Genomic DNA, 25270 nt, shown 5'->3' on the forward strand with positions numbered 1-25270 from the left:
CCCTAAAAACTTTGTAGTAATGATTTCATCACAAGGTACCAACCATCAACGAGTACAAATAATAAAATCTTAAACGGCAATGAAATCATAACCGGTGGTAACATCATCATCCCCATCGACATTAGAGTACTTGCAACAATCATGTCGATTACTAGGAATGGAATAAATATCATAAAGCCAATTTGAAACGCTGTTTTAATCTCACTCAATGCGAAAGCAGGTACGAGCATTGTAAGGGGAATTTCTTCTACTGATGCTGGCTTTTCTGCTTTATTATAGGTTAAAAATAAATCAAGATCCTTTTGCCTTGTATGCTTACTCATAAACTCTTTAAACGGCACACTGGCACGATCATACGCTTCTTCAATTCCAATTTTCTCAGAAAATAGTGGCTGCAATGCCTCTTTATTGACCTCTTGAAATGTTGGGGCCATGATAAAGAAAGTTAAAAACAAGGCAAGGCCCACAATGACCTGGTTCGGTGGCATTTGCTGTGTCGCTAACGCAGTACGAACAAACGATAATACGATAACTATTCGTGTAAATGATGTCATTAAAATTAAAATACTTGGTGCCAGTGAAAGAACTGTTAACAACAAAAGAAGCTTAACAGCGCTAGAGACATTTGTCGGGTCGCCGTTGGAAAAAACACTGATTACATCATTCATTTATCATCATTCTCCTTTTGCTTCCATTTCTCCAGTTCTTCACTACGCTCCTGTTTAATTTCGGAAATCTTTTTTTCAAATAGCTCACCAAAAGAGCCTTGTTTTTGCTGCGCTGGTGAACTTTCATTACTTTTTCTCTTAAACTTAGATAATACTTCTGCAATATACGGTGATGTTACTGCAAGTTCTTGTCGTTCATTATATAGTGCTAAAAGTGTTGCAACTTCATCAGGATCAGTAATTTCACGTAATAGCTGGACATCCTCACCGACCCCAACTAAATAGAGTGTTTTACCTACTTGTAATAGTTGTACCGACTTTTGAGCACCTAAAGATAAACCGCCTAAATTTTGTACTAATTGATTACGTTGAAAGTTCAAATTTCTTTTATTTAAAAACTTCATTAATCCATAAAATAAAGCTATAACAAAAATAAGCGCCAACACCATTTTTATGTATTCCCACGCAGATACGTCTCCAGCCGCTTGTAAATCTGAATCTTTCTCAGCAGCTGGAGTACTATCTTCTTTGCAATCTCCTTTTTTATTAATGCAGTCGTCGACAAATTTTGTGTTAGATTCTGCATACACAGGAGTTGTTGTAGGGTACAAAAACAGGAAGGATACAAGAAATGCGAAAATCATCGTTAGACGAAATGATTTTAACATTTGCATTCAATCATCCTAGAGCTTTTTGAATCGCTTCAATTACACGATCAGCTTGGAAAGGTTTAACAATAAAGTCTTTCGCACCAGCTTGAATTGCATCGATTACCATTGCTTGTTGTCCCATTGCCGAACACATAATTACAGTTGCATTTGGATCTGAACCTTTAATTGCTTTAAGAGCAGCAATACCGTCCATTTCTGGCATCGTAATATCCATTGTTACTAAATCTGGCTTTAATTCGTTGTACTTTTCAACAGCCTGTAAACCATCAGCAGCCTCTCCAACAACTTCAAACCCATTTTTCGATAAAATATCCTTGATCATCATGCGCATGAATGCGGCATCGTCTACAATCAAAATTCTTTTAGACATGGTTAACTCCTCCAATTGAAACTATCTTAAATTATTTAAACGCTCTGCTTGACTTAAAACATCTGTAATGCGGACACCGAAGTTTTCATCAATAACAACGACTTCACCTTTAGCGATTAAACGGCTATTTACTAAAATATCAACTGGTTCACCAGCCAATTTATCTAGTTCAATAATCGAACCACTAGATAGTTCTAATATCTCTTTTACAGAACGCTTTGTACGTCCTAACTCTACAGTAACTTGCAATGGAATATCAAGTAGCATATTTAAATTTCTAGCTTCAGATTGCGAGATAACATTTGGATCAAAACTAGCAAACTGTGCTTGTTGAACATTGACCGGTTGAACAGGTCTTGTTGCTTGCATCGGAATCTGTTGTTGCTCTTGATACATTGGTTGCTGCACAGGCGCTGCTTGCTGTTGATATACTGGCTGTGCAGGCGGTGGTGTTACAGGTGCTTGTGGTTGCATAGACGCCTGTGGTTGTACAGGTGTCGGTGCTACTGGCGCTTCAGGCGCTATAGTTGCAGCCACAGGTTCCTCGATCGATTCCGTTTCTCCTAATAGAGATTTTACAATGTTTTGGCTAAATTTCAGCGGTAATAATTGCATTAGATTCGAATCAATTAAATTACCAATTTTCAATCTGAAAGATACTTTTACGAGTAAATCATCTTCAGGAATATTTTCTCGTCCTTCGTTCTGAGAAATATTCATTAAATCAATAGTAGGTGGAGAAATATCCACTTTTTTATTAAATACTGTCGACATTGAAGTAGCCGCAGAACCCATCATTTGATTCATAGCTTCTTGCACGGCACTTAGCTGAATTTCACCTAAATCTGGTTTCGGATTTAAGCCATCTCCACCTAACATTAAATCAGCAATAATCGCTGCATCGGATTGCTTAATGACAAGTAAATTCATTCCTGTCAATCCGATTGTATATTCAACCTGTACGGCTACATAAGGATGAGGAAATTCCTCTTCTAATTTATTTCGGTTAATCATTGAAATACTTGGGGTAGTAATATCTACTTTTTGACCTAATAACGCTGACAGCGCTGTAGCAGAGCTACCAAAAGATATATTTCCTACCTCACCTAATGCATCTTGGGCAAACGAATCGAGGTAATCCTCTACTTTTAAATCATTAATTTCCTCATTTGTAGAAGCTTCAGTGCCGCTGTTTTTATCTTCCAACGTTTCGCCCCTTAATAACGCTTCAATTTCTTCTTGGGAGAGCATTTCATCACTCATCTTCGTCTCCTCCTTTCAAAGGGTCGATAATCTGGATTGCTAATTTTTTGCCTTGTTTTCCTGGTTGAACTGTAAATTTCGGTAATGTCCCTACTTTTAACAGTAGTGGATCTTCAATTTTTTGTTCTAATTGAATAACATCTCCAACTTGCATTGTGAGGAAATCCTCAATGGTAATGTCTGTAATACCTAGTTCAACGGAAACAGGTAGTTGTGCTTGTTTCACACGTGTTTCAAGCATTTTTGTTTGCTCTGGAGACATCTCTTTTGTATTCGTCTGCATCCAGTAACGAACAGAAAGATTTGGAACAATTGGCTCCAATACAACATGCGGGATACAAATATTAATCATACCGCTTGTCTCACCGATGATCGTGTTTAAGGAAATAACGACAACTGTTTCATTTGGTGAAATCATTTGTAAAAATTGAGGGTTGACCTCAAGCTCTACTAAGATTGGATCAATTTCCGCAACATTTTCCCATGCCTCGCGTAAATTGTCGAATGAACGTTCAAAAAGGTTTGTCATAATTTTAGTTTCTATTTCTGTTAAGTTATCTACATTACTATGACTCGCCCCACTACCGCCCATTAAACGATCTAACATCGAGTAGGCAATGTTTGGGTTTATTTCCATCAATATATTACCATCTAATGGCGGCACTTCAAACACATTAATGAGTGTCATATTCGGAATCGAACGTACAAACTCTTCAAATGGTATTTGGTCCACTGATGCAACAGTAATCTGCACATAGCTTCTCAGCTGTGCAGAAAAGAAGGTTGTCAGCAATCGTGCAAAATTTTCATGTATTCGGGTCAAACTTCGGATTTGATCTTTTGAGAAACGAAGTGCTCGTTTAAAGTCATAAACTTTAACCTTGCGCCCCTCGTCCTCTTTTTTTATGTCGTCCGCTGACATTTCCCCAGTTGATATTGCGGAAAGCAGCGCATCTATCTCAGATTGAGATAACACATCTCCTGCCATTTGCCCACCTCCATTTCAAGCAGTTTCTTTATTATTGGGTGATGAAGGAGGTAAAATAAACTTCCTGAATTTCTCCCTCTTGCATCAATTCATTAATTTTTGTTTTTAATGATTTTTGGAAAACTTGTTTCCCTTGCTTACCTTCTAAATCTTTTTGCTCCATTTCTGAAAGCTCTTGAATAACAATATTTTTCACTTGGAAATCACGTTTCGTTAATTCAGCAGCAGCATCTTTATTTGATGTTTGAATTTTTAACGAAAAGCGTACAATTTTGTTATCAGCTAGATTTGTAGTAATCTCCGGAATTTCAACAGAAGCTTCTACGATTTCATCAATAGTTGGCTCAAGAGACTTTGCCGGCTTATTAAATTGGGTAAATAATACAAAGCAAATACCCCCGATAAGTATGATTGCTACTAGTACGATGATAATCATCGTTAACACTTTGTTATTCTTCATCTTCTTCACCTCGTAGATGCGGGTTTGATAGTATTTGTATATTTTTATAAAAGGCTGTTACCTTTTGTCGCACCTCATCTTGACTCTGTAAAACAATGATTTTGGTTCCAGTCGTTAATGTAATGGTCGTATCCGGAAAAGATTCGACCGTTTCTATGTATAAAGCATTCAATGAAAATGCTTTGCCATTTAAACGTGTTAGTTCAATCATTGAAATAGGGCCGGGTCTAGCATGAGAGCCGGCCCGACCCTCCCTCATATGAAATTATGTTTTTAGTTTTGAGCACTTTGTAATCTTAACCGGTATTTTCTTTACCTACATATTAAGTATAAACCTCATACTAAAATCTAGCGTTTTAGATTCACAAGCTCTTGAAGAATTTCATCAGAAGTTGTGATAATACGTGTATTTGATTGGAAACCACGTTGCGCTACAATCATTTCAGTAAACTCCTCTGAAAGGTCGACATTGGACATTTCTAGGTAGCCAGCTTCAACGGTACCAATCCCTCCTACCGATCCAACTTGAGCGTATGGTTGTCCAGAGTTCGCTGAGGTTTGGTAGTAGTTACCACCCACTTTTTCAAGGCCACCAGCATTTGGGAACTTTGCAAGTATAAGTTGACCAGCATATTGTTTGTCACCTTTATAGTCTACATACATAACTGTACCATCTTTACCAATAGACATTGATTGCGCTGTTGTAGGGATACGAATCGGTGAAATTTCAGTTGCGAAATCCATACCCTCTGCGATATTACCTTCTATATCAGCTAGTCCATTATCTGCTTTTTGTTCGTCAGCTGCAGAACCATCGATTGAATCACCATCAGCAGAAATCGATAACTCATCACTTGCATGACCGACTAAATATTTACCATCGGCGTTCACTAAATATCCATTTCTATCCATATAGAAGTTACCAGCACGTGTATAGAGAATATTGCTGTAACCCTCAGCATCAAGGTTCCCATCTTCATCAGGTGCACCATTTGCATCACCTACCATGAAGAATCCATCACCAGATATAGCTAAGTCTAACTCACGAAACGTTGTTTGCATTGAACCTGTACCGTGAATTGTATCGATTGCAGCTAGTTGTGAACCTAAACCGATTTGTTTAGCGTTAACACCACCACGAGTTTGTGTAGGTGAAGAGGCACCTGCTGACGTTTGAGACATTAAATCTTTAAATACTACACGTCCTTTTTTAAAGCCGTAAGTATTAACATTAGCAATATTATTCCCAATTACATCCAGCTTTGTTTGGAAGTTTTTTAAACCTGAAATACCAGAATACATAGAACGTAACATAATGTCGTTCTCCCTTCGTCTATTAATTGTATGCTTCTATCAATCAGCACACCTAGGCCTCCTATTACAGGTCCAGCCTTTACAGCACGATTGTGCCATCAATATTTGTAAATATTTGCTGTTTCGCTTCCGTGCGGTCCATCGCGGTAATGACAGTTGCGTTTTTAGCGCTGACAATTAAAGCTGCTTGATCCATCAAGACTAATGGTTGTTTGACACCTTTTGAGTGTGCTTCAAATACCTTTTCTGATACAGCCTGCCATTCTTGTTCAGTAATCGCAATATTACGCTGGATTATACGTTCATGCGCATGCTTGCTCACTTTTAATTCTTGTTGCTTGGTAGCTTCCTGTAAATGAGCTTTAAACGATTGCTGTGTTTTTATTGGCGTTGGTTGTGTCTGGCGAATAGATGGATGTAATGGTACACGATGTATTGAAAACTGATCCATCATTCTTCTCCACCTCTATTCGCTTATTTCGGTAAATTCTTTTTGTGTTAATTTTTTGTCATTGTCTAATACGTAATAAATAACGCCATCTTTACTCGAAACAGAAACAATACGCCCTTGTAGTTCTTGCTCGCCGTCTTTATAGGTAACTTTTTTACCAATGAGCTTGCTTGCTTGTACAAGAGGAGATTCTTTTTCAGTATTGTTTTCACTCGAATTCGTTCCTGAACCACCTAAAATAGCTGAAATATTGCCAGGCGTTATTTCCTTACCATCAGCTAATACGAATACTACATCTCCGTCTACAAATTTCACCGATTCAATAATGCCTGTTCCTTCATTGATAATAGGTTTCTTGTCTTCATCCAACTCATCTGTTATCTCATGCCATTTTACTTCTTTACCAACAAATGTTGTATAACTCATAAGCTGTGTTTGTTGCTGTGAAGCTAGTAATGAATTCATCGCTTTTGTCATATTTTGCATTTGTTCTAAAGAAGAGAATTGTGCCAGTTGAGAAATGAATTCTCGGTCGTCCATAGGATTTGTTGGATCCTGATGTTTTAATTGTGCAATTAATAATTGAAGAAAAGAATCCTTACCAAGTTCTTGATTACCTGTTTCCCTAACTGGCTTCTTGTAATTCTGATAGTAAAAGTCATCCGTTATCTTTCCAGTCATTTTATCAGTCTTTGTATCTGCCATATTTACACCTCCTCACTTATTAGATAGTCATTAAAGGACTTGCCTTCATCGTCATTGTCGCTTTTTTGCTCTTCTTCTTCTTGCTGTTGTTGCTTAAAGAAATTATTGAAGAAGCTTTGATCGCGTTGTTGACGATCTGCATCTTGTAAGGATTGGGCAATATCAAGACGATCAACTTGAATATTTTGCTGTACAAAGGCTTGCTTTAATTGATGTGCCGTACTATCAAGTAATTCACGACCTTGAGCTGTTGAAGCGAGTAGACGGGCTGTGAGGACACCGTCATTTTGCACAAGTTCGATACGAATTGCTCCTAGATTTTCGGGATACAATTTCAATGTTAAGCGCGTAATACCCTGTGCATTAGAGATTTGGGCTCTGTTGATAATTGCTTGCATCTCTTTCAAAAATGCCTCAGACTGTGCTGGTTTTGCAGCCGGGAGTGTTACTTGGAACGTATCTGCTTTTGTTTGGACTGTATTGGAAGTTACCATCTCATTAGAACTAGTGTCTGTCTGTTTTGTAACTTGAACTTGTTGAACTACTTTCTGAAAGCCTTGTAACGGCAGTGTTACTGTTGTTTTCGTTGTTACTTGCTGTTCAGATAAAGTCGTCTCTACTTGTGTTTGCATCGTTGTCAGAAGACTCTTGATGTTAGTTAGCACGTTTTCTTGTGAAGCTGTTAAGTCTGTTTTTTGTCCAACTAGCTGTGCTAACTTTAACACTTGAAGTAATGGCGCTGTTTCCTTTGGAGTCACTTGTCCTTCGCCTTGTAAAGCTGCTACGATTTGCGTTTGAAGCATTGGTGCCTGAGCGTCTACTATTGCTAAAAGCTCCCATACATCTTTTGCTTCTTTATCTTCTCCTAGCAACTGTTGTACTAATTGTTGAAGTTGCTCGGTATCAATCCCCAATGCATCCATTAGGTTATCCAGATTTAACATTTCATCAATTGCAACAGCTTTGCCTTCATCACCAATTTGAAGCATTAACAAGCCATCGTCGTGTGGAATACCCAGTAAGTCTAGTACGTCTTCTATAGATTCAGCATTTAAAACTGCTGTCAAATCAGATGTATCTTTTATGTCTGTTGACTGTGTAGGCTGCTGTATTTGATTTGAAGAAGAAATAATCTGTCCAAAAACAGACCCAAACTTGTTCGACGGTCCATTTGCATTCACATTGGAATCACCTGATGTTGTAGGTTTTGTAGCTGCTGTTTTAGCTGGTATAGCCTTAGACATCATTTGCATCATTGCCACATCCATTTTTTCACCCCCCTTCAGATTTCCTTATTGTTTAGCCATCATTTCTGTATATTTAGCAGCATTTTGTGGATCCATTTTTTCTAAAATCGCAGCTAATTTATCTGGTTTTAAGTTTGTTAAAATACGAAGTGCTTCAGTATCGCTCATTTTAATAAGAACTGGCGCTGCTGCTTTAGGGGACATTTTATCAAATGTTTTTAAAATATCAGTAAAGTCACGCTTTACATCACTTTGCTCCCTATTTAATTTTTCAATTTCAAATTTTAACTGTTCATTTTCTGTCGTTAACTTTTCTTTTTCAGTTGTTGCCGTATCCATCTTTTTTTGAAGCTGTACGATTTCCGCTTCTTTTTCTTGTATTTCGGCCTGTAACTTTACAACTTTTGAATCATTATTAACGACAGCATCTTTTGCTTGTTGTTCTTCTGAAGGAACGAATGGTAAGCTTTGAACTGCCTTTTTCCCTAAATCAAAAACATTCGTATTCATTAGGGTTGCAACAACAAGTAGAACTGCCGCTACAAACATAATAGGTATTACAAACCACGTAAAAAACTTTCGCAAGCCTCCTGATTTACGTTTAGGCGGTTGTTCTACTAATTCTGCTTTAAGTCGATTGTCTGTTTTCGCCATGAAATCACCTGATTTCTCTCTTGTTATACGTAAGCAATGAAATCTCATCTAAAAAAATGCCTTCGATACGATCCTGTTCCTGCTGAAACACTTTAAAATCTTTCTCTCGCATTTTTTCAAATTTACGTACTTCCAAGTTTTTTTCTAATAATTTTTCTTCGTGCCAATTCATTTTTGCACGAGCTTGAACAACTTTTTGCTGTACATCAGTAATTGTTTTTTCGAGGCTATCAATAAACCGTGCATAGTGATGAACTTCTTCTATTGATGAACCTACAGCTAAACGCTCCTGCTGAAACTCTATTAAATCTTCTTTCTTTTTTAACAACTCATATAGCTTAGTTGCAATTTCTTCAAAAGAACGTACAGATTCTTTATAGGCAATTTCTGTTTCATTTTTTTCTTGCTCTCGAATGGTTAACACTTTTTCAAAACGATATATATAGCTTACCACCCTATTTTCCACCACCAATCGATAATGAAATTAACTCATTCTTACTTTCCTCTAGGGTCACCTTATCTAAATAGCCTTGCTTTAAATAAGCGGTAATGAGAGGTTCATAGTAAATGGCTTCATCAATTTCTTTTGATGTTCCTGTCTTATAGGCACCGATATTAATTAAATCCTCTGACTTGTCATATGTATAATAGAGCTCCCTTAATCGTTCTGCAGCCTTTTTGTGCTCTGGCTCTGCCACATGATTCATCAAACGGCTGACACTTTTTAATACATTAATAGCTGGATATTGACCTTTATTAGCAAGGTTTCGATCAAGGACTATATGACCATCTAAAATCCCTCGCACCGTATCTGCAATTGGCTCATTCATATCATCACCATCTACTAACACTGTATAAAAGGCAGTAATAGAGCCTTTCTCATTAGTACCTGTGCGTTCTAATAGTTTAGGTAAAATCGCAAATACAGATGGTGTATAACCTTTTTGAGCTGGTGGTTCACCTGTCGCAAGACCGATTTCACGCTGCGCCATAGCAACACGAGTCACAGAGTCCATCATCAACATGACATTTAAGCCGCGATTTCTAAAATATTCAGCAATCGCTGTTGCGGTAAAGGCCCCTTTAATTCGCATTAGTGCAGGCTGATCAGAGGTAGCAGCTACTACTATCGATCGACTTAAACCCTCTGGTCCTAAATCACGCTCTATAAACTCACGAACCTCACGACCACGTTCCCCAATTAGCGCGATTACGTTTAAATCTGCTTGGGTATTTCGCGCAATCATACCGAGCAATGTACTTTTCCCGACCCCAGAACCAGCGAAAATACCAACACGTTGTCCATTACCCACTGTTAGCATGCCATCAATTGCTTTAACACCTACTTCAAGTCTTTCATTTATCGGCGGGCGCGTTAGTGGATTGGGTGGGTCCTGCTCTGTCGGAACTGTCATTAATCCTTTCGGTAATACAGTTCCATCTATTGGATTCCCCATAGAATCAAGTACCTTACCGATTAGCTCAGGGCCCACTTTTACCTCAAGCGGTGCCCCTGTACCTTCGACTAGGCAGCCAATTGATATTTCTCGAAGCGAAGTAAAAGGCATTAAGACGACAATTTCATCTTTGAAGCCTACAACCTCTGCTAAGATGATTTGATGGCCGTTTTTAGAAGTTTCCACATGAATTTTACAGACATCACCAATAGAACTATCTGGACCTTGTGACTCAATCATCAAGCCGACAACTCTAGTTACTCTACCAAATTTTTTAAAGGTTGGTATTTGAGGAATTTGTTCGATTAATTGAGCCGTTTTCATCTAGATCATTCCTTACTTTCTAATATTTCATGTAGCTTCAATCTTAGTTCGTTCAATTGCTCATCAATACTTACAACAATACGGCCATGATTTGTTTCAATATAACAATCTGTTTCATTTTCTAACTCCTCATTTACAAAAATCATAAATGGTACGTCAGTTGGGAACATTTCAGCTAGTTCATCCCGATTAGCAGTAATTAGAGCATAGTAGGTAGGCGAAACATAAATTTTTATTTCTTTCATTTCTCTCGCTTCTTTAAGTCCTCTATGAACGATTGAAACAAATAATTCGTTGTCTCGCTCTAAAGATGCATCAATAATTCGCTCTGCTGTAGTTAAGCCTAGCTCTAAAATAATCGATTCCTGATCTTCAATATATTTCCGAGCATTTTCCCCTGCATGAATGATTATTTCATTGGCCGTTTGGAGAGATTGCGCCATCGCTTCATTAGCTTTGTTTATCCCGTCCTCATAGCCTTGACCAAATCCTTCATCATAAGCTTCTTGCACTCGATTAGGTCGTTCTTCTTCCCAACCTTGCTTTAAATGTTCAATTTCCTGAAAGAACATTTGCTTTTCTTGTTCAAAAGCCTCACGTTCAGCTTGTAAAGTAGCTCTAGCCTCTGCAAATAAACGTTCGCGCTCTTCTAGCACTTCTTCGATAGTAATTTGTTTTTGAGGTGGAACTTCTCCGTTCTCTACCTCTTGCATCTCAAACATGTCACGAATTTGAATTTTTTTGACATGATCGCCATTGGACTGTGTATATACAGAACGGATGATTCTAGACAATGACGTCATCTCCTCCACCACGTGCAATAATAATCTCACCAGCATCCTCTAAGCGACGAATGACAGCAACAATTCGAGATTGTGCCTCCTCTACATCACGCAGACGTACAGGTCCCATAATTTCCATTTCTTCCTTAAATGTCTCAGCCATACGTTGTGACATATTGCGGAAAATAATATCTTTTACTTCTTCGCTTGAAACTTTCATTGAAAGCAGTAAGTCTTCATTTTCACAATCACGAATAACACGTTGAATTGAGCGGTTGTCGAGCGTAACAATATCCTCGAATACAAACATACGTTTTTTGATTTCTTCAGCAAGCTCTGGATCTTGAATTTCGAGTGCATCGAGAATCGTTTTTTCCGTTTGTCGGTCTACACCATTTAACACTTCAACAACTGCGTCAATGCCACCCGTTTCCGTGTAATCCTGTGTAACGGTTGATGATAATTTACGCTCTAATACAGATTCAATTTCACTAATAACTTCTGGAGAAGTTGATTCCATTACGGCTATACGTTTAGCAATATCAGCTTGTACTTCCTGTGGTAATGAAGATAAAATAACACCCGCTTGCCCTGCCTCTAAATAAGATAGAATAAGGGCAATTGTTTGTGGATGTTCATTTTGAATAAAGTTAAAAATCTGTGCTGGATCAGCTCTACGCGCAAAGTCAAATGGACGCACTTGCAAAGAAGATGTTAGACGATTAATAATTGTTTGCGCCTGTTCTACACCAAGTGCTTTTTCCAATACTGTCTTCGCGTAACCAATACCACCCTGTGTAATATAGTCTTGCGCAAGTGCAATATTGTGAAATTCTTCAATAATTTCTTCTTTAACGTTTGCTTCTACTTTTTTAACGCTTGAAATCTCTAATGTTAAGCGTTCAATTTCCTCTTCTGTTAAATGTTTGTAAACAGAAGCTGAAACCTCAGGCCCTAATGAAATTAACAAGAGCGCGGCCTTTTGTTTTCCAGTTAATTCTTTATCTTTCTTGGACACAGTCGAACCTCCTAGTTAGTCTTCCGCAATCCAACTACGCAGTAACTTCGCAAAATCGTCTGGCTTATCTTTTGCCATTTTTTCAAGCTGCTTACGACGCATTGTAGCTTCCGTTTCAATTTCTTCATTAATATCTTCAATCATTAATTCTTCTTGTTCATCTAGGATACTAAGTTCTTCTTCTTCTTCCGCACGTTTACGTGAACGGATAATGAAGAATGCAAGCAATAATATTACAGCTAGTAATATGCCGCCGATTACCCAAACCCACCATGGAATAACAGATTTTTCACTAGCTGTCTCTGTTGCTTTACCATTTAAAGGATGCACTGAAACAGCTACTTTTTCATCGATTTGATCTTGAGTAAGTTCTGCTGCTACATCTTTAGAAATCGTCGTACGAACAATAGTACTTAAAATTTTCTGGATATCCTCTTGAACCCCATTTGGTAACGTTCCTGCGTCAGCTCCTGTCGGTGGTTCAACAATTACTTGGATACCTATATCTTGAACTTTATATGGTGCCTCTTGGATCTCTTTGCGTATACGGTTTACGTCATAATTAATTGTTTCTTCGGTATGCTCGGAATCCCCGTTACCCATGGTACCTTCGTTATAAGTGGTAAAGTTATCTGTTGTCGTTTCAGCTTCAGGTGTACCAGTAGCCGCAGCTGTACCAGAATATTGATCCGAAATACGTTGAGCACTAATTTCTATTCCTGCCATATTCTCTTCGTCAACCGGTGTAACTAGGTTTTCTTCACGATTTTCTTTTTTGAAATCAATGTCTGTTGTCACAGAAACTACTACTTTGTCTTGTCCCATAAGCGTACCTAGCATACTTTGAACTTGTCGCTGTAGGTCGCGCTCAACCAATTTCTTCGCTTGTAGCTGACCTTCAGCTGTCGTTGTTGAAGTTCCATCAGCAGTTGCAGCATGCAGATCAAAGTACTCGGAGAATTGGTTAGAAATAACAATGTTATCCGTGTTTAAATTCGGAACACTTTTTGCTACTAAATTGTACATAGTGGCAATTTGTTGCTCTGTAAATTTATAGCCAGGGTCTGTATTTAAAACAATAGATGCTGTCGCTTCATCTTTAACATCCTTTAAGAAAACGCCCTCTTCTGGAACGTTGATCATTACCTTTGCATCTTTTACACCATCTAGATTTTTAATGAGCTTTGCAACTTCTGTTTCAGTTGCTGCTTTTTTTAAGAGGTTAAACTCATTATCTGTCATACCAAATCCAGAGCCCTTTGCAAAAGAGTAATCAATCGACCCTGTTTGCGGATATCCGTCCGATGCCAACTGCACTAGCAATGAATCTACTTGGTCTTCAGGGACTGAAATCGATGTCCCTCCCGGTTCAATTTCATACTTTACACCTTGAGTGTCTAGCGCTTCCTTCACTTGTCCGATTTCTCTTGTCGATAAATCCTTATAAAGTGGTACATATGTAGTTTTTGTAGCAAAAATTGTAATAACTATAGCAAGTGCTACAACCCCTACTAAAGAACCAATCATCACAATTTTTTGTTTTTTACTACGACTTGTCCAAAATTGGCTGGTGTCGTTTTTTATTTTCGTCAATCGTTCATTCATTATGATCCTCCGGTTATAGTGAATAACCTATCCATCTAATAATTCGCGAAAACAGTGGTATCCCATAACATTCAATCAATATCATCACCATAACGGGTTGATTTCCGTTTCGATTAGTCTTTTTCCTAGGAGCGTCCGATGAGCCACACTTGTGGCAATCAGGATGTTGGTCAAGGCATTATCTCAAGACTTGATGCTTTTAACCTTCGCCACTTCTGTCTCCAGGGTATTATCTGTAACGTAATCCTTAAGGAGTCGTCAATCCTCTACATCAATCATTCATTTAAAAAAGTATAAATTATGGGATATATTCTTTACTTCAATAGTGAATGTAATCACTTGTTCAAATAAAGTTAGACACTCATTCGCATTATTTCTTGGTAAGCTTCAATCACCTTATTGCGAACTTCAATTGTTGCATTTAATGTAATGCTCGCTTTTTGTGATGCAATCATCACTTCGTGCAACTCTACATCTCCTCCATTAATTAACTTTTGAGTAAGATTGTCAGAAGTAATTTGTTGATCATTTACTTTCGATATTGCTTCTTTTAACGAGTTCGCAAAGCTCTGTTGTGCTTCATAAGGTGTCGTTTTAAGTTTATTTGTTTCATTTACAACCTGCATAGGTGTCATTTGTGAAACGGACGAAATTGTCATTATGTATCTTCCTTTCTTCTTATTTATCTTCCAATCTCTAAAGCCTTTGTCAGCATGGATTTATTTGCATTCAATACAGTTACGTTTGCCTCGTAGGAACGAGTAGCTGACATTAAATCTACCATTTCTTTTAATGGATCTACATTTGGCATATTTACATAGCCATCTGCATTTGCATCGGGATGAGTTGGATCATACACAAGTTTGAAAGGTGTTTCTGTATCCTCTTTTATTTGTGTAACTTTTACGCCGTTACCAACGCCACTTTTTGCGTTTTTACCAAGTGCTACATTAAAGAAATTTGAAAACTGTCCCTCTTGTGCTGTAAATGTCACAGACTTTCGACGGTATGGTTCCCACTCCCCATTCACTTGTTTAGATCGCGTTGAATCCATGTTTGCCATATTTGAAGAAATGACATCCATTCGTAAACGCTGTGCTGTTAAAGCTGAGGCAGTGGTATTCATTCCATGAAAAATAGACATCTATTACTTACCTCCTTTTATTACAGTATTTAGAGTATTTAACTTACCGTTCATACGTTCAATTAATGCGTTGTAATAAATTTGATTTTCCGCTAGTTTCGCCTGTTCAGCATCCATATCTACGGCATTACCGTTATTTCGATAACGTAAGCCATCAACATTATTCACTCCAGGCGTTGATTGTCGAATCTCGAAATCATAATGTCTACTATCAGTACGATATGCCGACAGTGACATTTGTTGTTCTTTCTCCAACATATCTTTAAAACTTACACTTTTCGCCTTATAGTTCGGCGTATCGACATTCGCAATGTTATTAGCGATCGTTTTATGATTCAAAGTTGCATAGGAAAGTCCGTTTTCCAAACTACTAATAGTTCCTCCAAACAAATCCAAAACACTCACCTCATTTATGTATTTCATTTTTTATCCAATAACACAATTGTAATTAAGATGATACCTAGTGTCTATTGTCTTTTGTCCCTTTTTAATAGTATATCAGACCTATTTTTATTCGCAAATAACCAGGACAATACTTCCGCACCCCTTGCTACTACAGGCTTCACAGGACACAACACATATCTAGTTAATTTACACTACTCAGACAGTGTTTACGGTTTTAGGATTGATTTTTTTCCTTTTTTTAACAAAATATCAGTAGACACAATGTCTATATTAGAGTTCCTTTTTACTATTTAAGTACAAGTTGTAAAAAATACTTAAAATTCAGAATAGTTATTCTAGACTGTCTTATAAGTATCAATTGGAGCATCTATTTTTTTCATTTATGCAAAAAGTAATGCATACTCAAAAAATCTAATTTAGGGAGAAAGCAATGATAATTGCGTCTATAAGGGTTGAAAACATACCTATAGGAGATGAGGAAAAGAATTAAAACATAGATTATTTCTCCCCCCTATTTAGTACTATAACATAGTTCGACTTAATTAGAGCATTGTAAATCAGCTGAAATTTTCGTCGATTTCTTGTCGAAATACGGAAAAGTTCAAAAAGGCATCTGGAACACAATTATTCCTGATGCCTTCATGTTACTAATGAATTTTAAGTGTCATATTAAATCTTTATGCAAAACGAGGGGGGTGATTTCTGTACCGACTTGGGGCGTCCAATGAGCTGCTTTTGTTTATCTGCGCAAAAAAGGAAGCATAGGACAGTTTCAGGTGTTTGGACACCTATAGAAAAGTAACTTAAATCCACATTTATCTCACCATCTATAGTGGTGGAAGACTTCTGTACCTGTCGTTTCACTAACGTTAAAAAAAGATATGAGAGAAGTTAAAAGGCATCTGGAAAATCCATTCCAGATGCCTGACATCGTTCCTAAAGAACGTTTTATTATTTCATTTTAATTTCAGCTAATGCATTTAAGAATTTACCGTTTAGTACTTTAATGTAAGTACCTTTCATACCTAGAGAGCGAGATTCGATTACACCTGCAGATTCTAGTTTACGTAATGCGTTTACGATTACTGAACGTGTAATGCCAACTCGGTCTGCAATTTTTGAAGCAACAAGTAGACCTTCATGGCCGTCAAGCTCTTCAAAGATATGTTCAATAGCTTCTAACTCACTGTATGAAAGAGAATTAATTGCCATTTGTACAACAGCTTTGCTACGAGCTTCCTCTTCAATTTCCTCAGATTTTTCACGTAAAATTTCCATACCAACTACTGTTGCACCATACTCAGCTAAAATTAAATCATCATCCTCGAATTGTGAAGATAAACGAGCAAGAATTAATGTACCTAGACGCTCACCACCACCAACAATCGGAACAATCGTTGTTAATGCATTTTGGAATAGCTCTTTGTTTTCAACTGGGAAAGCAGTATGTTCGTCATTAATATCTAGGTTTGAAGATGTTCCAGAAATTGTAAACAAGCTATGTGTATACGCTTCTGGGAATTGACGCTCTTCGAACATCTTTTTCATACGTTCGTTTTCAATTTGTTGATGAATTGAAATGCCTAAAAGCTTCCCTTTACGGCTCACAATATAAACATTACTGTCAATAATATCTCCTAATGTATCTGCCATTTCTTTAAAGTTTACCGGCTTACCAGCAGATGCTTGGAGCATCGAGTTAATTTTACGTGTTTTTTCTAATAAATTCATTATATGTTCCTCCTATAAATAATCCGAAGAGTATTTACTTAATATTCTAAAGTTTTTTATAACTGAATGAAACTATTCAGCCTTAGCTTACAATATAAACTGTGACAAATCTTTGTTTTTTACTATACCCGCAAGTTTTTGATCTACATATGCAGCATTAATTGGAATATTCGCAGGCGCAATTTCTGCAGCTTCAAACGATAATTCTTCCAATAAACGTTCTAAAATTGTGTGTAAACGTCGAGCTCCAATATTATCTGTCGCTTGATTGACCTCGGTTGCAATTTCTGCAATTCGTTCAATCGCGTCTTCCGTAAAGTTTATTTCCACGCCTTCTGTTTCTAATAATGCCTTGTATTGCAAAATAAGTGATTGGTCTGGCTCTTTCAAAATACGTACAAAATCTTGTTTCGTTAATTTTTCAAGCTCTACTCGAATCGGGAATCGTCCCTGCAATTCAGGAATTAGATCTGATGGCTTTGACATATGAAATGCTCCAGCAGCAATGAACAACATAAAGTCTGTTTTGACAGCACCGTACTTCGTCGTTACAGTAGAACCTTCAACGATTGGCAGAATATCACGTTGCACACCCTCACGTGATACATTCGCAGAGGAGTTACCATCCTTACTAGCGATTTTATCAATCTCATCAATAAAAATAATACCTGACTGTTCAGCTCTTGAAATAGCTTCTTGGGCAACTTCATCTGCATCTATAAGCTTATTTGCTTCCTCTATTGTTAGAATACGGCGCGCGTCTTTCACTTGTACACGGCGTTTCTTCTGCTTTTTAGGCATCAAATTAGATAACATATCCTGCATGCCACTGTTAGCTGACATATCCATGCCAGTTCCTTGTAACGCATCGAAAATAGAAGAATTTTGTTCCGTTACTTCAACTGTAACCCATTCATTTTCTAATTTACCATTGCGTAAATCGATAGCGATTTGCGCACGTTTGGAGCGTACTTCAGTTTCTTCAGAGGAATCGTCATTGGCTTGCGGTTCTTTCCCACCAAATAACATTTCAAATGGATTTTGCATAGACTGTTTTTTTCGTAAGGAAGGAACCAATAGCTTAACGATGGCTTCGTTTGCTAATTCTTCTGCTTGGTCCTTTACAGACTCCGTCATTTCTTCTTTTACAAGACGATGAGAAGCTTCTACTACATCACGTACCATTGACTCTACGTCGCGTCCAACGTACCCTACTTCTGTAAACTTTGTTGCTTCTACCTTCACAAATGGTGCATTCGTTAGCTTTGCAATTCTTCGTGCAATTTCTGTTTTTCCGACACCTGTAGGTCCAATCATCAAAATATTTTTTGGAATTACCTCAGCCTTCATCTCATCACTTAACAGTGAGCGACGATATCGATTACGTAACGCAATAGCTACCGCTCGCTTCGCTTCATTTTGTCCAACGATATAACGATCCAAATGCTCAGTAATTTGTCTTGGCGTTAAATTATTTTTTGTCATTAGTTAAGCGCCTCCACGATAATATTATGATTCGTAAACACACAGATTTCAGCAGCAGTTTCTAATGCCGCTTCTGCAATTTCGCGAGCAGACATTGTATCACCCGCATATTTTTTCAGAGCACGACCTGCTGATAATGCATAGTTTCCCCCAGAACCAATTGCCAAAACCCCATCATCCGGTTCAATTACCTCTCCCGTACCTGAAACAAGAAGGAGCGTACTTTTATCCATTACAAGCAGCATGGCCTCTAATTGACGTAGCATTTTATCACCGCGCCATTGCTTAGCTACTTCAACCGCTGCACGTTGTAAGTTGCCATTGTATTCATTTAACTTTCCTTCAAACATTTCAAAAAGTGTAAAAGCATCGGCAACCGATCCGGCAAATCCGGCAAGTACCTGCCCATTAAACAGACGTCTGACCTTCCTTGCTGTACCCTTCATTACAACCGCATTCCCTAGGGTTACTTGACCATCACCTGCCATAGCGCAAGCTCCATTATGATGAACCGCAAATATCGTTGTCGCATGAATTTGTCCCATTTGCCTTCCTCCTTAGCTTATTATGCCCTTGGATGAGCATTCATATATGTTTGACGAAGATGCTCTTTTGTTACATGTGTGTAAACTTGTGTAGAAGTTAAATGAGCGTGGCCTAATAACTCCTGCACCGTACGTAAATCTGCGCCATTATTCAATAAATGTGTGGCAAAAGTATGGCGAAGCATATGTGGATATATTTTCGTATGGAGCGAGGCCTTGTCAATCATTTCAGTTAAAATATGACGTACACCTCGAGGAGTAAGTTCCCCACCGCGCATGTTGACAAACAATTGCTGATGACTTGTGTTTTTCATCAATCGTGGACGAGCTTGCTCTATGTAATCCTGCATAGCTAAACTCGCAAATTGCCCGAATGGAATAATACGTTCTTTTCGCCCTTTTCCCATTACCCTAATAATTGAATAATGGAAATCAACATCTTCTACTTGAATAGATGTGAGCTCACTTACACGAATACCTGTCGCATATAACAGCTCTAATATAGCCGTATTTCTTAATGATTTCAAATCATCGCCAACATTCGCATCAAATAACTGCTTCAACTCTTCTTCATAGAAAAAACTAGGTAAGCGTGATTCTTTTTTAGGATGATAAAGTGATCGAAATGCCCCATCATCTAATCCGTACTGTCTATTTAGAAAGCGATAGAAGGAGCGTATTGAGGAGATTTTCCTTGATACCGATGATCTTGCTCTCTTTTCATCGTACAACTTCGTCACATAAAGACGTGCATGTATATACTCAACACTAGCTAAATCATTTACGCCCTCCGCCTGCAAAAACGCTAAAAAATCTAGTAGATCCGATTCATACTCTCGCACTGTATGAACAGAGAAGTTTTTTTCAATTTGGATATAAAGCATAAACTGCTCAAGTGCATCTTGGGACGAAACTAACATTAAAAGATTCACCACCAATGGATTTATTGATAATCTTCTCAAATTATGGGTCATCACCATAACGTGGGGTTGATTTCCGTTCCGGCTGGGCGCTTTGTAGCTGACGCTTCGCTTTCGCGCAGAGCTTCCTGGGGGCGTCCGTTGAGCCGCTTGGGACAACAGATGTTTTTTGCGCGAAAGCGTAGTGCTAACGAAGCGTCAGCAGCAGGATGTTGGTCACGAAGGCGTTATCACAGGACGTGATGTTTTTAGCCTTCGTTCCTCTATCGCTGATCCCCAAGGAGTCGCCCAGCCTCCACTCCAATCAACTTATATACATGGCATACGTTTTTTACAAATGCAATTCAACGTTGGCTGATGAGCCTAAAGTGCTTTCACTTGCCATTAAAAGAATGTCAATTTTCGATGATCCTCTTTAGTTTGTCACTTTGGGTATCGTTAATGTAGAAAACATACATATTGACACTATACCTATCTTCATCATATAGCAAGTGGAAATGTTTATATTTTGAGAAAATCTCCATACAAAATAATAAAATTCGTGTAAATTAGCATTTTGCCTACAAAAAAGAAAAAGCCTCTAAGAGTATATCAACTTTTAGAGGCTTTTTGCAATCAAATTGTTTGTGAATTCACAAAATTACGAATTGTGTTTATTGCACGTGTAGCATGCATCTCTGCACGCTCTGGTTTTGAACGACGTCCTGGTGGTAGTTCAGGGAAAATTCCAAAGTTGACGTTCATTGGCTGGAAGTTTTTAGATTGTGCTTCTGTTATATAACGCGCCATACTTCCTAACGCCGTTTCGAATGGGAAGATAAGTTGTTCTTGTCCTAATGCTAATCGAGCTGCATTTATACCAGCAATTAATCCACTACCAGCAGATTCAACATATCCTTCGACACCTGTCATTTGGCCAGCAAAGAAAATATTTTTTCGCTCGCGAAGCTGATAAGTTTTCTCTAGAACCTTTGGTGAATTAATGAATGTATTTCTATGCATAACTCCATAACGAACGATTTCAACATTCTCTAATCCCGGAATTAATTGCAATACTTCTTTCTGTGGTCCCCATTTTAAATGTGTTTGGAAGCCAACTATATTGTAAAGAGTTCCTGCTGCATCATCCTGACGTAATTGAACAACAGCATAAGGTCGTTTCCCTGTTTTTGGATCTTCTAGACCTACTGGCTTCATTGGTCCAAATAACATTGTTTTCTCCCCGCGAGTAGCCATTACTTCGATTGGCATACAGCCTTCAAAGTAAATTTCCTTTTCAAATTCCTTTAATGGCACAACCTCTGCTTCGATTAACGCTTGACGGAAACGATCAAATTCTTCCTTTGTCATAGGACAGTTTAAATAAGCTGCTTCCCCTTTATCATAACGAGATTTTAAATAAACTTTCTCCATATCGATGCTGTCTTTTTCAATAATTGGTGCTGCTGCATCATAGAAATATAAATAATCTAAACCTGTTAAGCTCTGAATTTTTTCAGCTAAAGCTTTCGATGTTAGTGGTCCTGTAGCGATCACAGTAATGCCTTCTGGAATTTCCGTGACTTCTTCATGAATTACTTCGACAAGAGGATGATTTTTCACCGAGTCTGTCACATAGCCCGCAAATTCATGACGATCCACTGCTAAGGCACCGCCTGCTGGTACTGAACATGCATCTGCTGCCTTCATAATAACAGAATCTAAAATACGCATCTCTTCTTTAATCACACCTACGGCATTTGTTAATCCATTTGCACGTAGTGAGTTTGAACAAACAAGCTCTGCAAATTTATCAGTATGGTGGGCTGGTGTTTGCTTTACTGGACGCATTTCATAAAGTCTAACTTTCACACCACGTTGAGCAATTTGCCAAGCAGCCTCACTGCCCGCAAGACCTGCGCCTATTACATTTACTACTTGTTCAGTCATGTTCTTACCATCTTTCTATCATTGAGTAGGTGTCTCTTCATAGTCACATTTCGTACACTGAATTTGCACACCTTTTTTAATTTTTTTCTCTACCAATAATGCACTGCATTTCGGGCATGGTCTACTAATTGGCTTGTCCCAAGAAACAAATTCACACTCAGGGTACTGATTGCAGCCATAGAATAAACGCTTTGTTTTACTCTTTCGTTCTACAATTTCGCCTGTTTCACAGGATGGGCATTTTACGCCAATAGGTTTCATAATAGCTTTTGTATTGCGGCAATCTGGGAAGTTTGAACAAGCCATAAATTTCCCATATCGTCCAAGCTTAAAGACCATTGGAGATCCACAAAGCTCACAATCCTCGCCGGCCGGTTCATCTTTTATAACAACCTTTTCCATAGCCTCATCTGCATGCTTTACATGGACCTCAAAATCCTTATAAAACTCACGGACAATTTCTTTCCACTGACGACTACCTTCTTCAATATCATCCAAATCTTGCTCCATTTGTGCTGTGAATTCGATATTTATTTCATCAGGGAAAAACTCTAATACGAGTTGGTGCACGATTTCTCCCAGCTCAGTCGGCATAAATCGTTTTGCATCTAATACGACATAGCCACGGCGCTGAATTGTATCGAGGGTCGGTGCATATGTGGACGGGCGCCCTATACCTAACTCTTCCATTGTCTTTACAAGACGCGCCTCTGAATAGCGTGGTGGTGGCTGTGTAAAATGTTGCTTTGGCTCAATTTCAAGAGATTTTACTTGATCGCCAACTTCCATTTCAGGTAGAAGCTTTGTTGTTTCTTCAGTTTGATCATCCGTACCCTCAATATATAACTTCATAAAGCCAGCAAATTTAACTTGTGAGCCGTTTGCACGGAATAAAACATCCCCATTTTGTAAATCAACAGCAACTGTATCAAGTACAGCCGGCGCCATCTGACTAGCGATAAAGCGCTCCCAAATTAAACGATATAAGCGCAATTGGTCGCGACTAAGCACTGCTTTTAATTCATCTGGAGTTCGTATCGTACTAGTTGGACGAATGGCCTCATGGGCATCTTGTGCATTGGATGCTTTTTTAGCCTGCTTCGATTCTGTGGAGATGAATTCTTTGCCGTATTTAGATTCAATGTAGGCAATTGCCTCTGTTTTTGCTGTATCCGAAATACGTGTTGAGTCGGTACGCATATAAGTGATTAAACCGACTGTTCCCTCTTTTTTACCCACATCGATACCTTCATATAATTGTTGCGCAAGCATCATCGTTTTCTTAGCACGGAAATTCAACTTACGTGCGGCCTCTTGCTGTAAAGAAGATGTTGTAAAAGCAGGTGCTGCATTTCGTTTACGTTCTTTTTTAGATACATTGACAACTTCAAAACTTGTACCTTTAACATTTTTTAAAATAGATTTTACTTGTTCTTCATTTGTTAATTTAATTTTTTCTTTGCCATTACCATAATAAAGCGCATCGAACGTTTTCTTACCTTTTTCAAAAGAACCTTCAATTGTCCAATATTCTTCCGGTTGGAAGTTTTTAATTTCATTTTCACGATCAATAATCATGCGTAGTGCTACAGATTGAACTCGTCCTGCTGATAATCCTTTTTTAACTTTTTTCCAAAGAATCGGGCTAATGTTATAACCAACAAGTCTGTCCAATATACGACGTGTTTGCTGTGCATCTACTAAATCCATATTAATAGGACGTGGATTTTTAAAAGATTCTACAATCGCATCTTTTGTAATTTCATTAAAAACGACACGACAATCTGAATGAATATCAATATTTAACGCAGTCGCAAGGTGCCAAGCAATCGCTTCTCCCTCGCGGTCTGGATCGGCCGCTAGAAAGACTTTCTTCACTTTTTTAGCTGCTGACTTTAAGTCCTGTAAAACAGGACCTTTACCACGAATAGTAATATATTTAGGTTCAAAATCATTTTCAGGACCAACACCCATTTGGCTACGTGGTAGATCACGAACATGCCCGATTGACGCTTTCACTTTATATTTTTTCCCTAAATATCGTTCAATTGTTTTTGCTTTTGCTGGTGATTCTACAATCACTAAATAATCCGCCATCTATGTCTCCCCCTTAGAGAGGTCTATTGCTAATTTTTTAAGTTACCTGTTGCAAAATGTATAACAGATTTTAAGATAATGCAACTTTTTTTCAATTTTTGTTAGAAAAGAGAGTAAGTGTTTCAACGATTTCGTGACCATTGCACACCGGAATAGCTCCTTCTAATAGTAGTTTATTTGTGCCTTTTGATTGCTCCGCATTAATTGGACCCGGCACAACAAATACATCTTTTCCTTGCTCTAATGCATAATCTGTTGTAATAAGCGTTCCACTTCTTAATGCTGCTTCGGTTACAACTAAAGCTTTGGACAATCCGCTAATTATTCGATTACGCATTGGAAAATGCCATTTCTCAGGCTTCATATACGGAGGATACTCTGTGACAAGTAACTGATGCTCCGCCATATGCTCAGCGAGAGGCTGGTTTTCCATAGGGTATAAATAATTAAACCCGTGACCAAGCACTGCAATTGTGGAACCACCAACCTTTATGGTTGTCTCATGAGCGATCGTATCTGCCCCTCTTGCAAGCCCGCTTACGACAGTATATCCGTGTTCAACAAGTGGTGGGACGATTAGATCCATCGCAATCTTTGTATAAGTTGTAGCCTTTCTAGAGCCTATAATGGCTACTTGTTTTTCGTCCGTTAATAGAGAATACCGACCTTTCACATACAATACAGTAGGTGGACTTGATATTTCAAATAATTGCGCCGGGTAAAAAGGATGATGAAAAGGAATAGGGGAAATATTGGCCCGTTCATAAGCTTCCCTAAAAGGGAATGTCATAATTTGTCGAAAACTCCGGGATATTTCCAATGCTCTTTGAGATGGTAGTTGCAGTGCTTTTGCAATCTCGTAAGGGGGCGCGTCTTCAAAATAACTTAGTATATCCACCGGGGACAGTAATTGCTGAAGTTTTTGAAGTGGTAATGGGTATATATAATGTAAAGCTAGTAATCTCTGTGTATCGACTGAAAAAATCATTTAAAAACCTCCTTTTAAATAGAAGAAATTAAATGACCGCATCTTTAAT

Annotated in this window: 28 protein-coding genes; 1 reads left to right on the plus strand and 27 read right to left on the minus strand. The window is 38.2% G+C overall.

The features are described from left to right. Nucleotides 1–2: 2 nt before the first annotated feature. The 24 genes from fliP to xerC form a co-directional block, all read right to left on the minus strand. Nucleotides 3–668 (minus strand): flagellar type III secretion system pore protein FliP, encoded by a 666-nt coding sequence (fliP, locus tag ABH966_RS01185; protein ID WP_370075219.1) that lies wholly within the window; start codon nucleotides 666–668, stop codon nucleotides 3–5. Continuing rightward, on the minus strand, nucleotides 665–1342 hold the full coding sequence (locus tag ABH966_RS01190; RefSeq protein ID WP_370075220.1) for a flagellar biosynthetic protein FliO: 678 nt from the start codon (nucleotides 1340–1342) through the stop codon (nucleotides 665–667). Before ABH966_RS01190 ends, fliP begins: the two co-directional genes overlap by 4 nt. A 4-nt stretch (nucleotides 1343–1346) precedes the next feature. Continuing rightward, nucleotides 1347–1709 (minus strand): response regulator, encoded by a 363-nt coding sequence (locus ABH966_RS01195; protein ID WP_049668450.1) that lies wholly within the window; start codon nucleotides 1707–1709, stop codon nucleotides 1347–1349. Between the two features lie 21 nt (nucleotides 1710–1730). Beyond that, complete coding sequence (gene fliY / locus ABH966_RS01200) at nucleotides 1731–2972, minus strand: flagellar motor switch phosphatase FliY (RefSeq protein ID WP_370075221.1); 1242 nt, start codon at nucleotides 2970–2972, stop codon at nucleotides 1731–1733. Next, entirely contained in the window at nucleotides 2965–3960 is a 996-nt protein-coding gene (gene fliM / locus ABH966_RS01205) for a flagellar motor switch protein FliM (protein WP_370042860.1), read from the minus strand. The genes fliY and fliM overlap by 8 nt, the downstream gene beginning before the upstream one ends. A gap of 31 nt (nucleotides 3961–3991) precedes the next feature. Continuing rightward, a complete protein-coding gene (fliL, locus tag ABH966_RS01210; protein WP_370075222.1) occupies nucleotides 3992–4420 on the minus strand; it encodes a flagellar basal body-associated protein FliL in 429 nt (142 codons plus the stop codon). Then, nucleotides 4410–4631, minus strand: a complete 222-nt coding sequence (locus tag ABH966_RS01215) for a flagellar FlbD family protein (protein WP_370075223.1) — start codon at nucleotides 4629–4631, stop codon at nucleotides 4410–4412. Before ABH966_RS01215 ends, fliL begins: the two co-directional genes overlap by 11 nt. 137 nt (nucleotides 4632–4768) lie before the next feature. After that, nucleotides 4769–5734, minus strand: coding sequence for a flagellar hook-basal body complex protein (locus ABH966_RS01220; RefSeq protein ID WP_370075224.1), 966 nt, complete (start codon nucleotides 5732–5734; stop codon nucleotides 4769–4771). 79 nt (nucleotides 5735–5813) lie between these two features. Then, nucleotides 5814–6185, minus strand: a complete 372-nt coding sequence (locus ABH966_RS01225) for a TIGR02530 family flagellar biosynthesis protein (protein WP_370075341.1) — start codon at nucleotides 6183–6185, stop codon at nucleotides 5814–5816. Between the two features lie 15 nt (nucleotides 6186–6200). Then, complete coding sequence (gene flgD, locus ABH966_RS01230) at nucleotides 6201–6890, minus strand: flagellar hook assembly protein FlgD (protein ID WP_370075225.1); 690 nt, start codon at nucleotides 6888–6890, stop codon at nucleotides 6201–6203. A gap of 2 nt (nucleotides 6891–6892) precedes the next feature. Further along, nucleotides 6893–8158 (minus strand): flagellar hook-length control protein FliK, encoded by a 1266-nt coding sequence (locus ABH966_RS01235; RefSeq protein WP_370075226.1) that lies wholly within the window; start codon nucleotides 8156–8158, stop codon nucleotides 6893–6895. Between the two features lie 24 nt (nucleotides 8159–8182). Continuing rightward, entirely contained in the window at nucleotides 8183–8791 is a 609-nt protein-coding gene (locus ABH966_RS01240) for a MotE family protein (RefSeq protein WP_323652765.1), read from the minus strand. A 4-nt stretch (nucleotides 8792–8795) separates the two neighbouring features. Then, nucleotides 8796–9245, minus strand: coding sequence for a flagellar export protein FliJ (gene fliJ / locus ABH966_RS01245; RefSeq protein WP_370075227.1), 450 nt, complete (start codon nucleotides 9243–9245; stop codon nucleotides 8796–8798). 1 nt (nucleotide 9246) lies between these two features. Beyond that, nucleotides 9247–10572: a flagellar protein export ATPase FliI gene (gene fliI, locus ABH966_RS01250; protein WP_132357440.1), complete on the minus strand. Its 1326-nt coding sequence runs from the start codon at nucleotides 10570–10572 to the stop codon at nucleotides 9247–9249. A gap of 5 nt (nucleotides 10573–10577) precedes the next feature. Next, the gene (gene fliH / locus ABH966_RS01255; protein ID WP_370075228.1) at nucleotides 10578–11366 is read right to left on the minus strand and encodes a flagellar assembly protein FliH; all 789 of its coding nucleotides are present in this window, start codon (nucleotides 11364–11366) and stop codon (nucleotides 10578–10580) included. Then, nucleotides 11359–12372: a flagellar motor switch protein FliG gene (gene fliG, locus ABH966_RS01260; protein ID WP_053594207.1), complete on the minus strand. Its 1014-nt coding sequence runs from the start codon at nucleotides 12370–12372 to the stop codon at nucleotides 11359–11361. Before fliG ends, fliH begins: the two co-directional genes overlap by 8 nt. A 15-nt stretch (nucleotides 12373–12387) precedes the next feature. Then, nucleotides 12388–13977, minus strand: a complete 1590-nt coding sequence (gene fliF, locus ABH966_RS01265) for a flagellar basal-body MS-ring/collar protein FliF (protein ID WP_370075229.1) — start codon at nucleotides 13975–13977, stop codon at nucleotides 12388–12390. Between the two features lie 353 nt (nucleotides 13978–14330). Further along, nucleotides 14331–14636 carry a flagellar hook-basal body complex protein FliE gene (gene fliE, locus ABH966_RS01270; RefSeq protein ID WP_370075230.1) on the minus strand — a complete coding sequence of 102 codons (306 nt, stop codon included), beginning with the start codon at nucleotides 14634–14636 and terminating at the stop codon, nucleotides 14331–14333. Nucleotides 14637–14659: 23 nt separating this feature from the next. After that, entirely contained in the window at nucleotides 14660–15121 is a 462-nt protein-coding gene (flgC, locus tag ABH966_RS01275) for a flagellar basal body rod protein FlgC (RefSeq protein WP_370075231.1), read from the minus strand. A 3-nt stretch (nucleotides 15122–15124) separates the two neighbouring features. Continuing rightward, the gene (flgB, locus tag ABH966_RS01280; RefSeq protein ID WP_370075232.1) at nucleotides 15125–15517 is read right to left on the minus strand and encodes a flagellar basal body rod protein FlgB; all 393 of its coding nucleotides are present in this window, start codon (nucleotides 15515–15517) and stop codon (nucleotides 15125–15127) included. A gap of 960 nt (nucleotides 15518–16477) precedes the next feature. Beyond that, the gene (gene codY / locus ABH966_RS01285; protein WP_370075233.1) at nucleotides 16478–17257 is read right to left on the minus strand and encodes a GTP-sensing pleiotropic transcriptional regulator CodY; all 780 of its coding nucleotides are present in this window, start codon (nucleotides 17255–17257) and stop codon (nucleotides 16478–16480) included. Nucleotides 17258–17344: 87 nt separating this feature from the next. Next, entirely contained in the window at nucleotides 17345–18742 is a 1398-nt protein-coding gene (gene hslU / locus ABH966_RS01290) for an ATP-dependent protease ATPase subunit HslU (RefSeq protein WP_370075234.1), read from the minus strand. Further along, nucleotides 18742–19287, minus strand: a complete 546-nt coding sequence (gene hslV / locus ABH966_RS01295; RefSeq protein WP_132357448.1) for an ATP-dependent protease subunit HslV — start codon at nucleotides 19285–19287, stop codon at nucleotides 18742–18744. Before hslV ends, hslU begins: the two co-directional genes overlap by 1 nt. A gap of 20 nt (nucleotides 19288–19307) precedes the next feature. Further along, nucleotides 19308–20207: a tyrosine recombinase XerC gene (xerC, locus tag ABH966_RS01300; protein ID WP_370075235.1), complete on the minus strand. Its 900-nt coding sequence runs from the start codon at nucleotides 20205–20207 to the stop codon at nucleotides 19308–19310. Between the two features lie 169 nt (nucleotides 20208–20376). Between xerC and ABH966_RS01305 the strand changes: the two genes are divergently transcribed. Continuing rightward, nucleotides 20377–20565, plus strand: coding sequence for a hypothetical protein (locus ABH966_RS01305; RefSeq protein WP_370075236.1), 189 nt, complete (start codon nucleotides 20377–20379; stop codon nucleotides 20563–20565). Between the two features lie 257 nt (nucleotides 20566–20822). Here ABH966_RS01305 and trmFO read toward each other — a convergent pair whose 3' ends face one another. The 3 genes from trmFO to dprA all read right to left on the minus strand — a co-directional run bounded on the left by trmFO (nucleotide 20823) and on the right by dprA (nucleotide 25221). After that, nucleotides 20823–22136, minus strand: a complete 1314-nt coding sequence (trmFO, locus tag ABH966_RS01310) for an FADH(2)-oxidizing methylenetetrahydrofolate--tRNA-(uracil(54)-C(5))-methyltransferase TrmFO (protein WP_370075237.1) — start codon at nucleotides 22134–22136, stop codon at nucleotides 20823–20825. Nucleotides 22137–22154: 18 nt separating this feature from the next. Next, nucleotides 22155–24233 carry a type I DNA topoisomerase gene (gene topA / locus ABH966_RS01315; protein ID WP_370075238.1) on the minus strand — a complete coding sequence of 693 codons (2079 nt, stop codon included), beginning with the start codon at nucleotides 24231–24233 and terminating at the stop codon, nucleotides 22155–22157. Between the two features lie 91 nt (nucleotides 24234–24324). Further along, nucleotides 24325–25221 (minus strand): DNA-processing protein DprA, encoded by an 897-nt coding sequence (gene dprA, locus ABH966_RS01320; protein WP_370075239.1) that lies wholly within the window; start codon nucleotides 25219–25221, stop codon nucleotides 24325–24327. Nucleotides 25222–25270 lie beyond the last annotated feature (49 nt).

The sequence above is a fragment of the Lysinibacillus sp. RC46 genome, from assembly GCF_041262385.1.
In the GTDB taxonomy this organism is placed as follows: Bacteria; Bacillota; Bacilli; order Bacillales_A; family Planococcaceae; genus Lysinibacillus.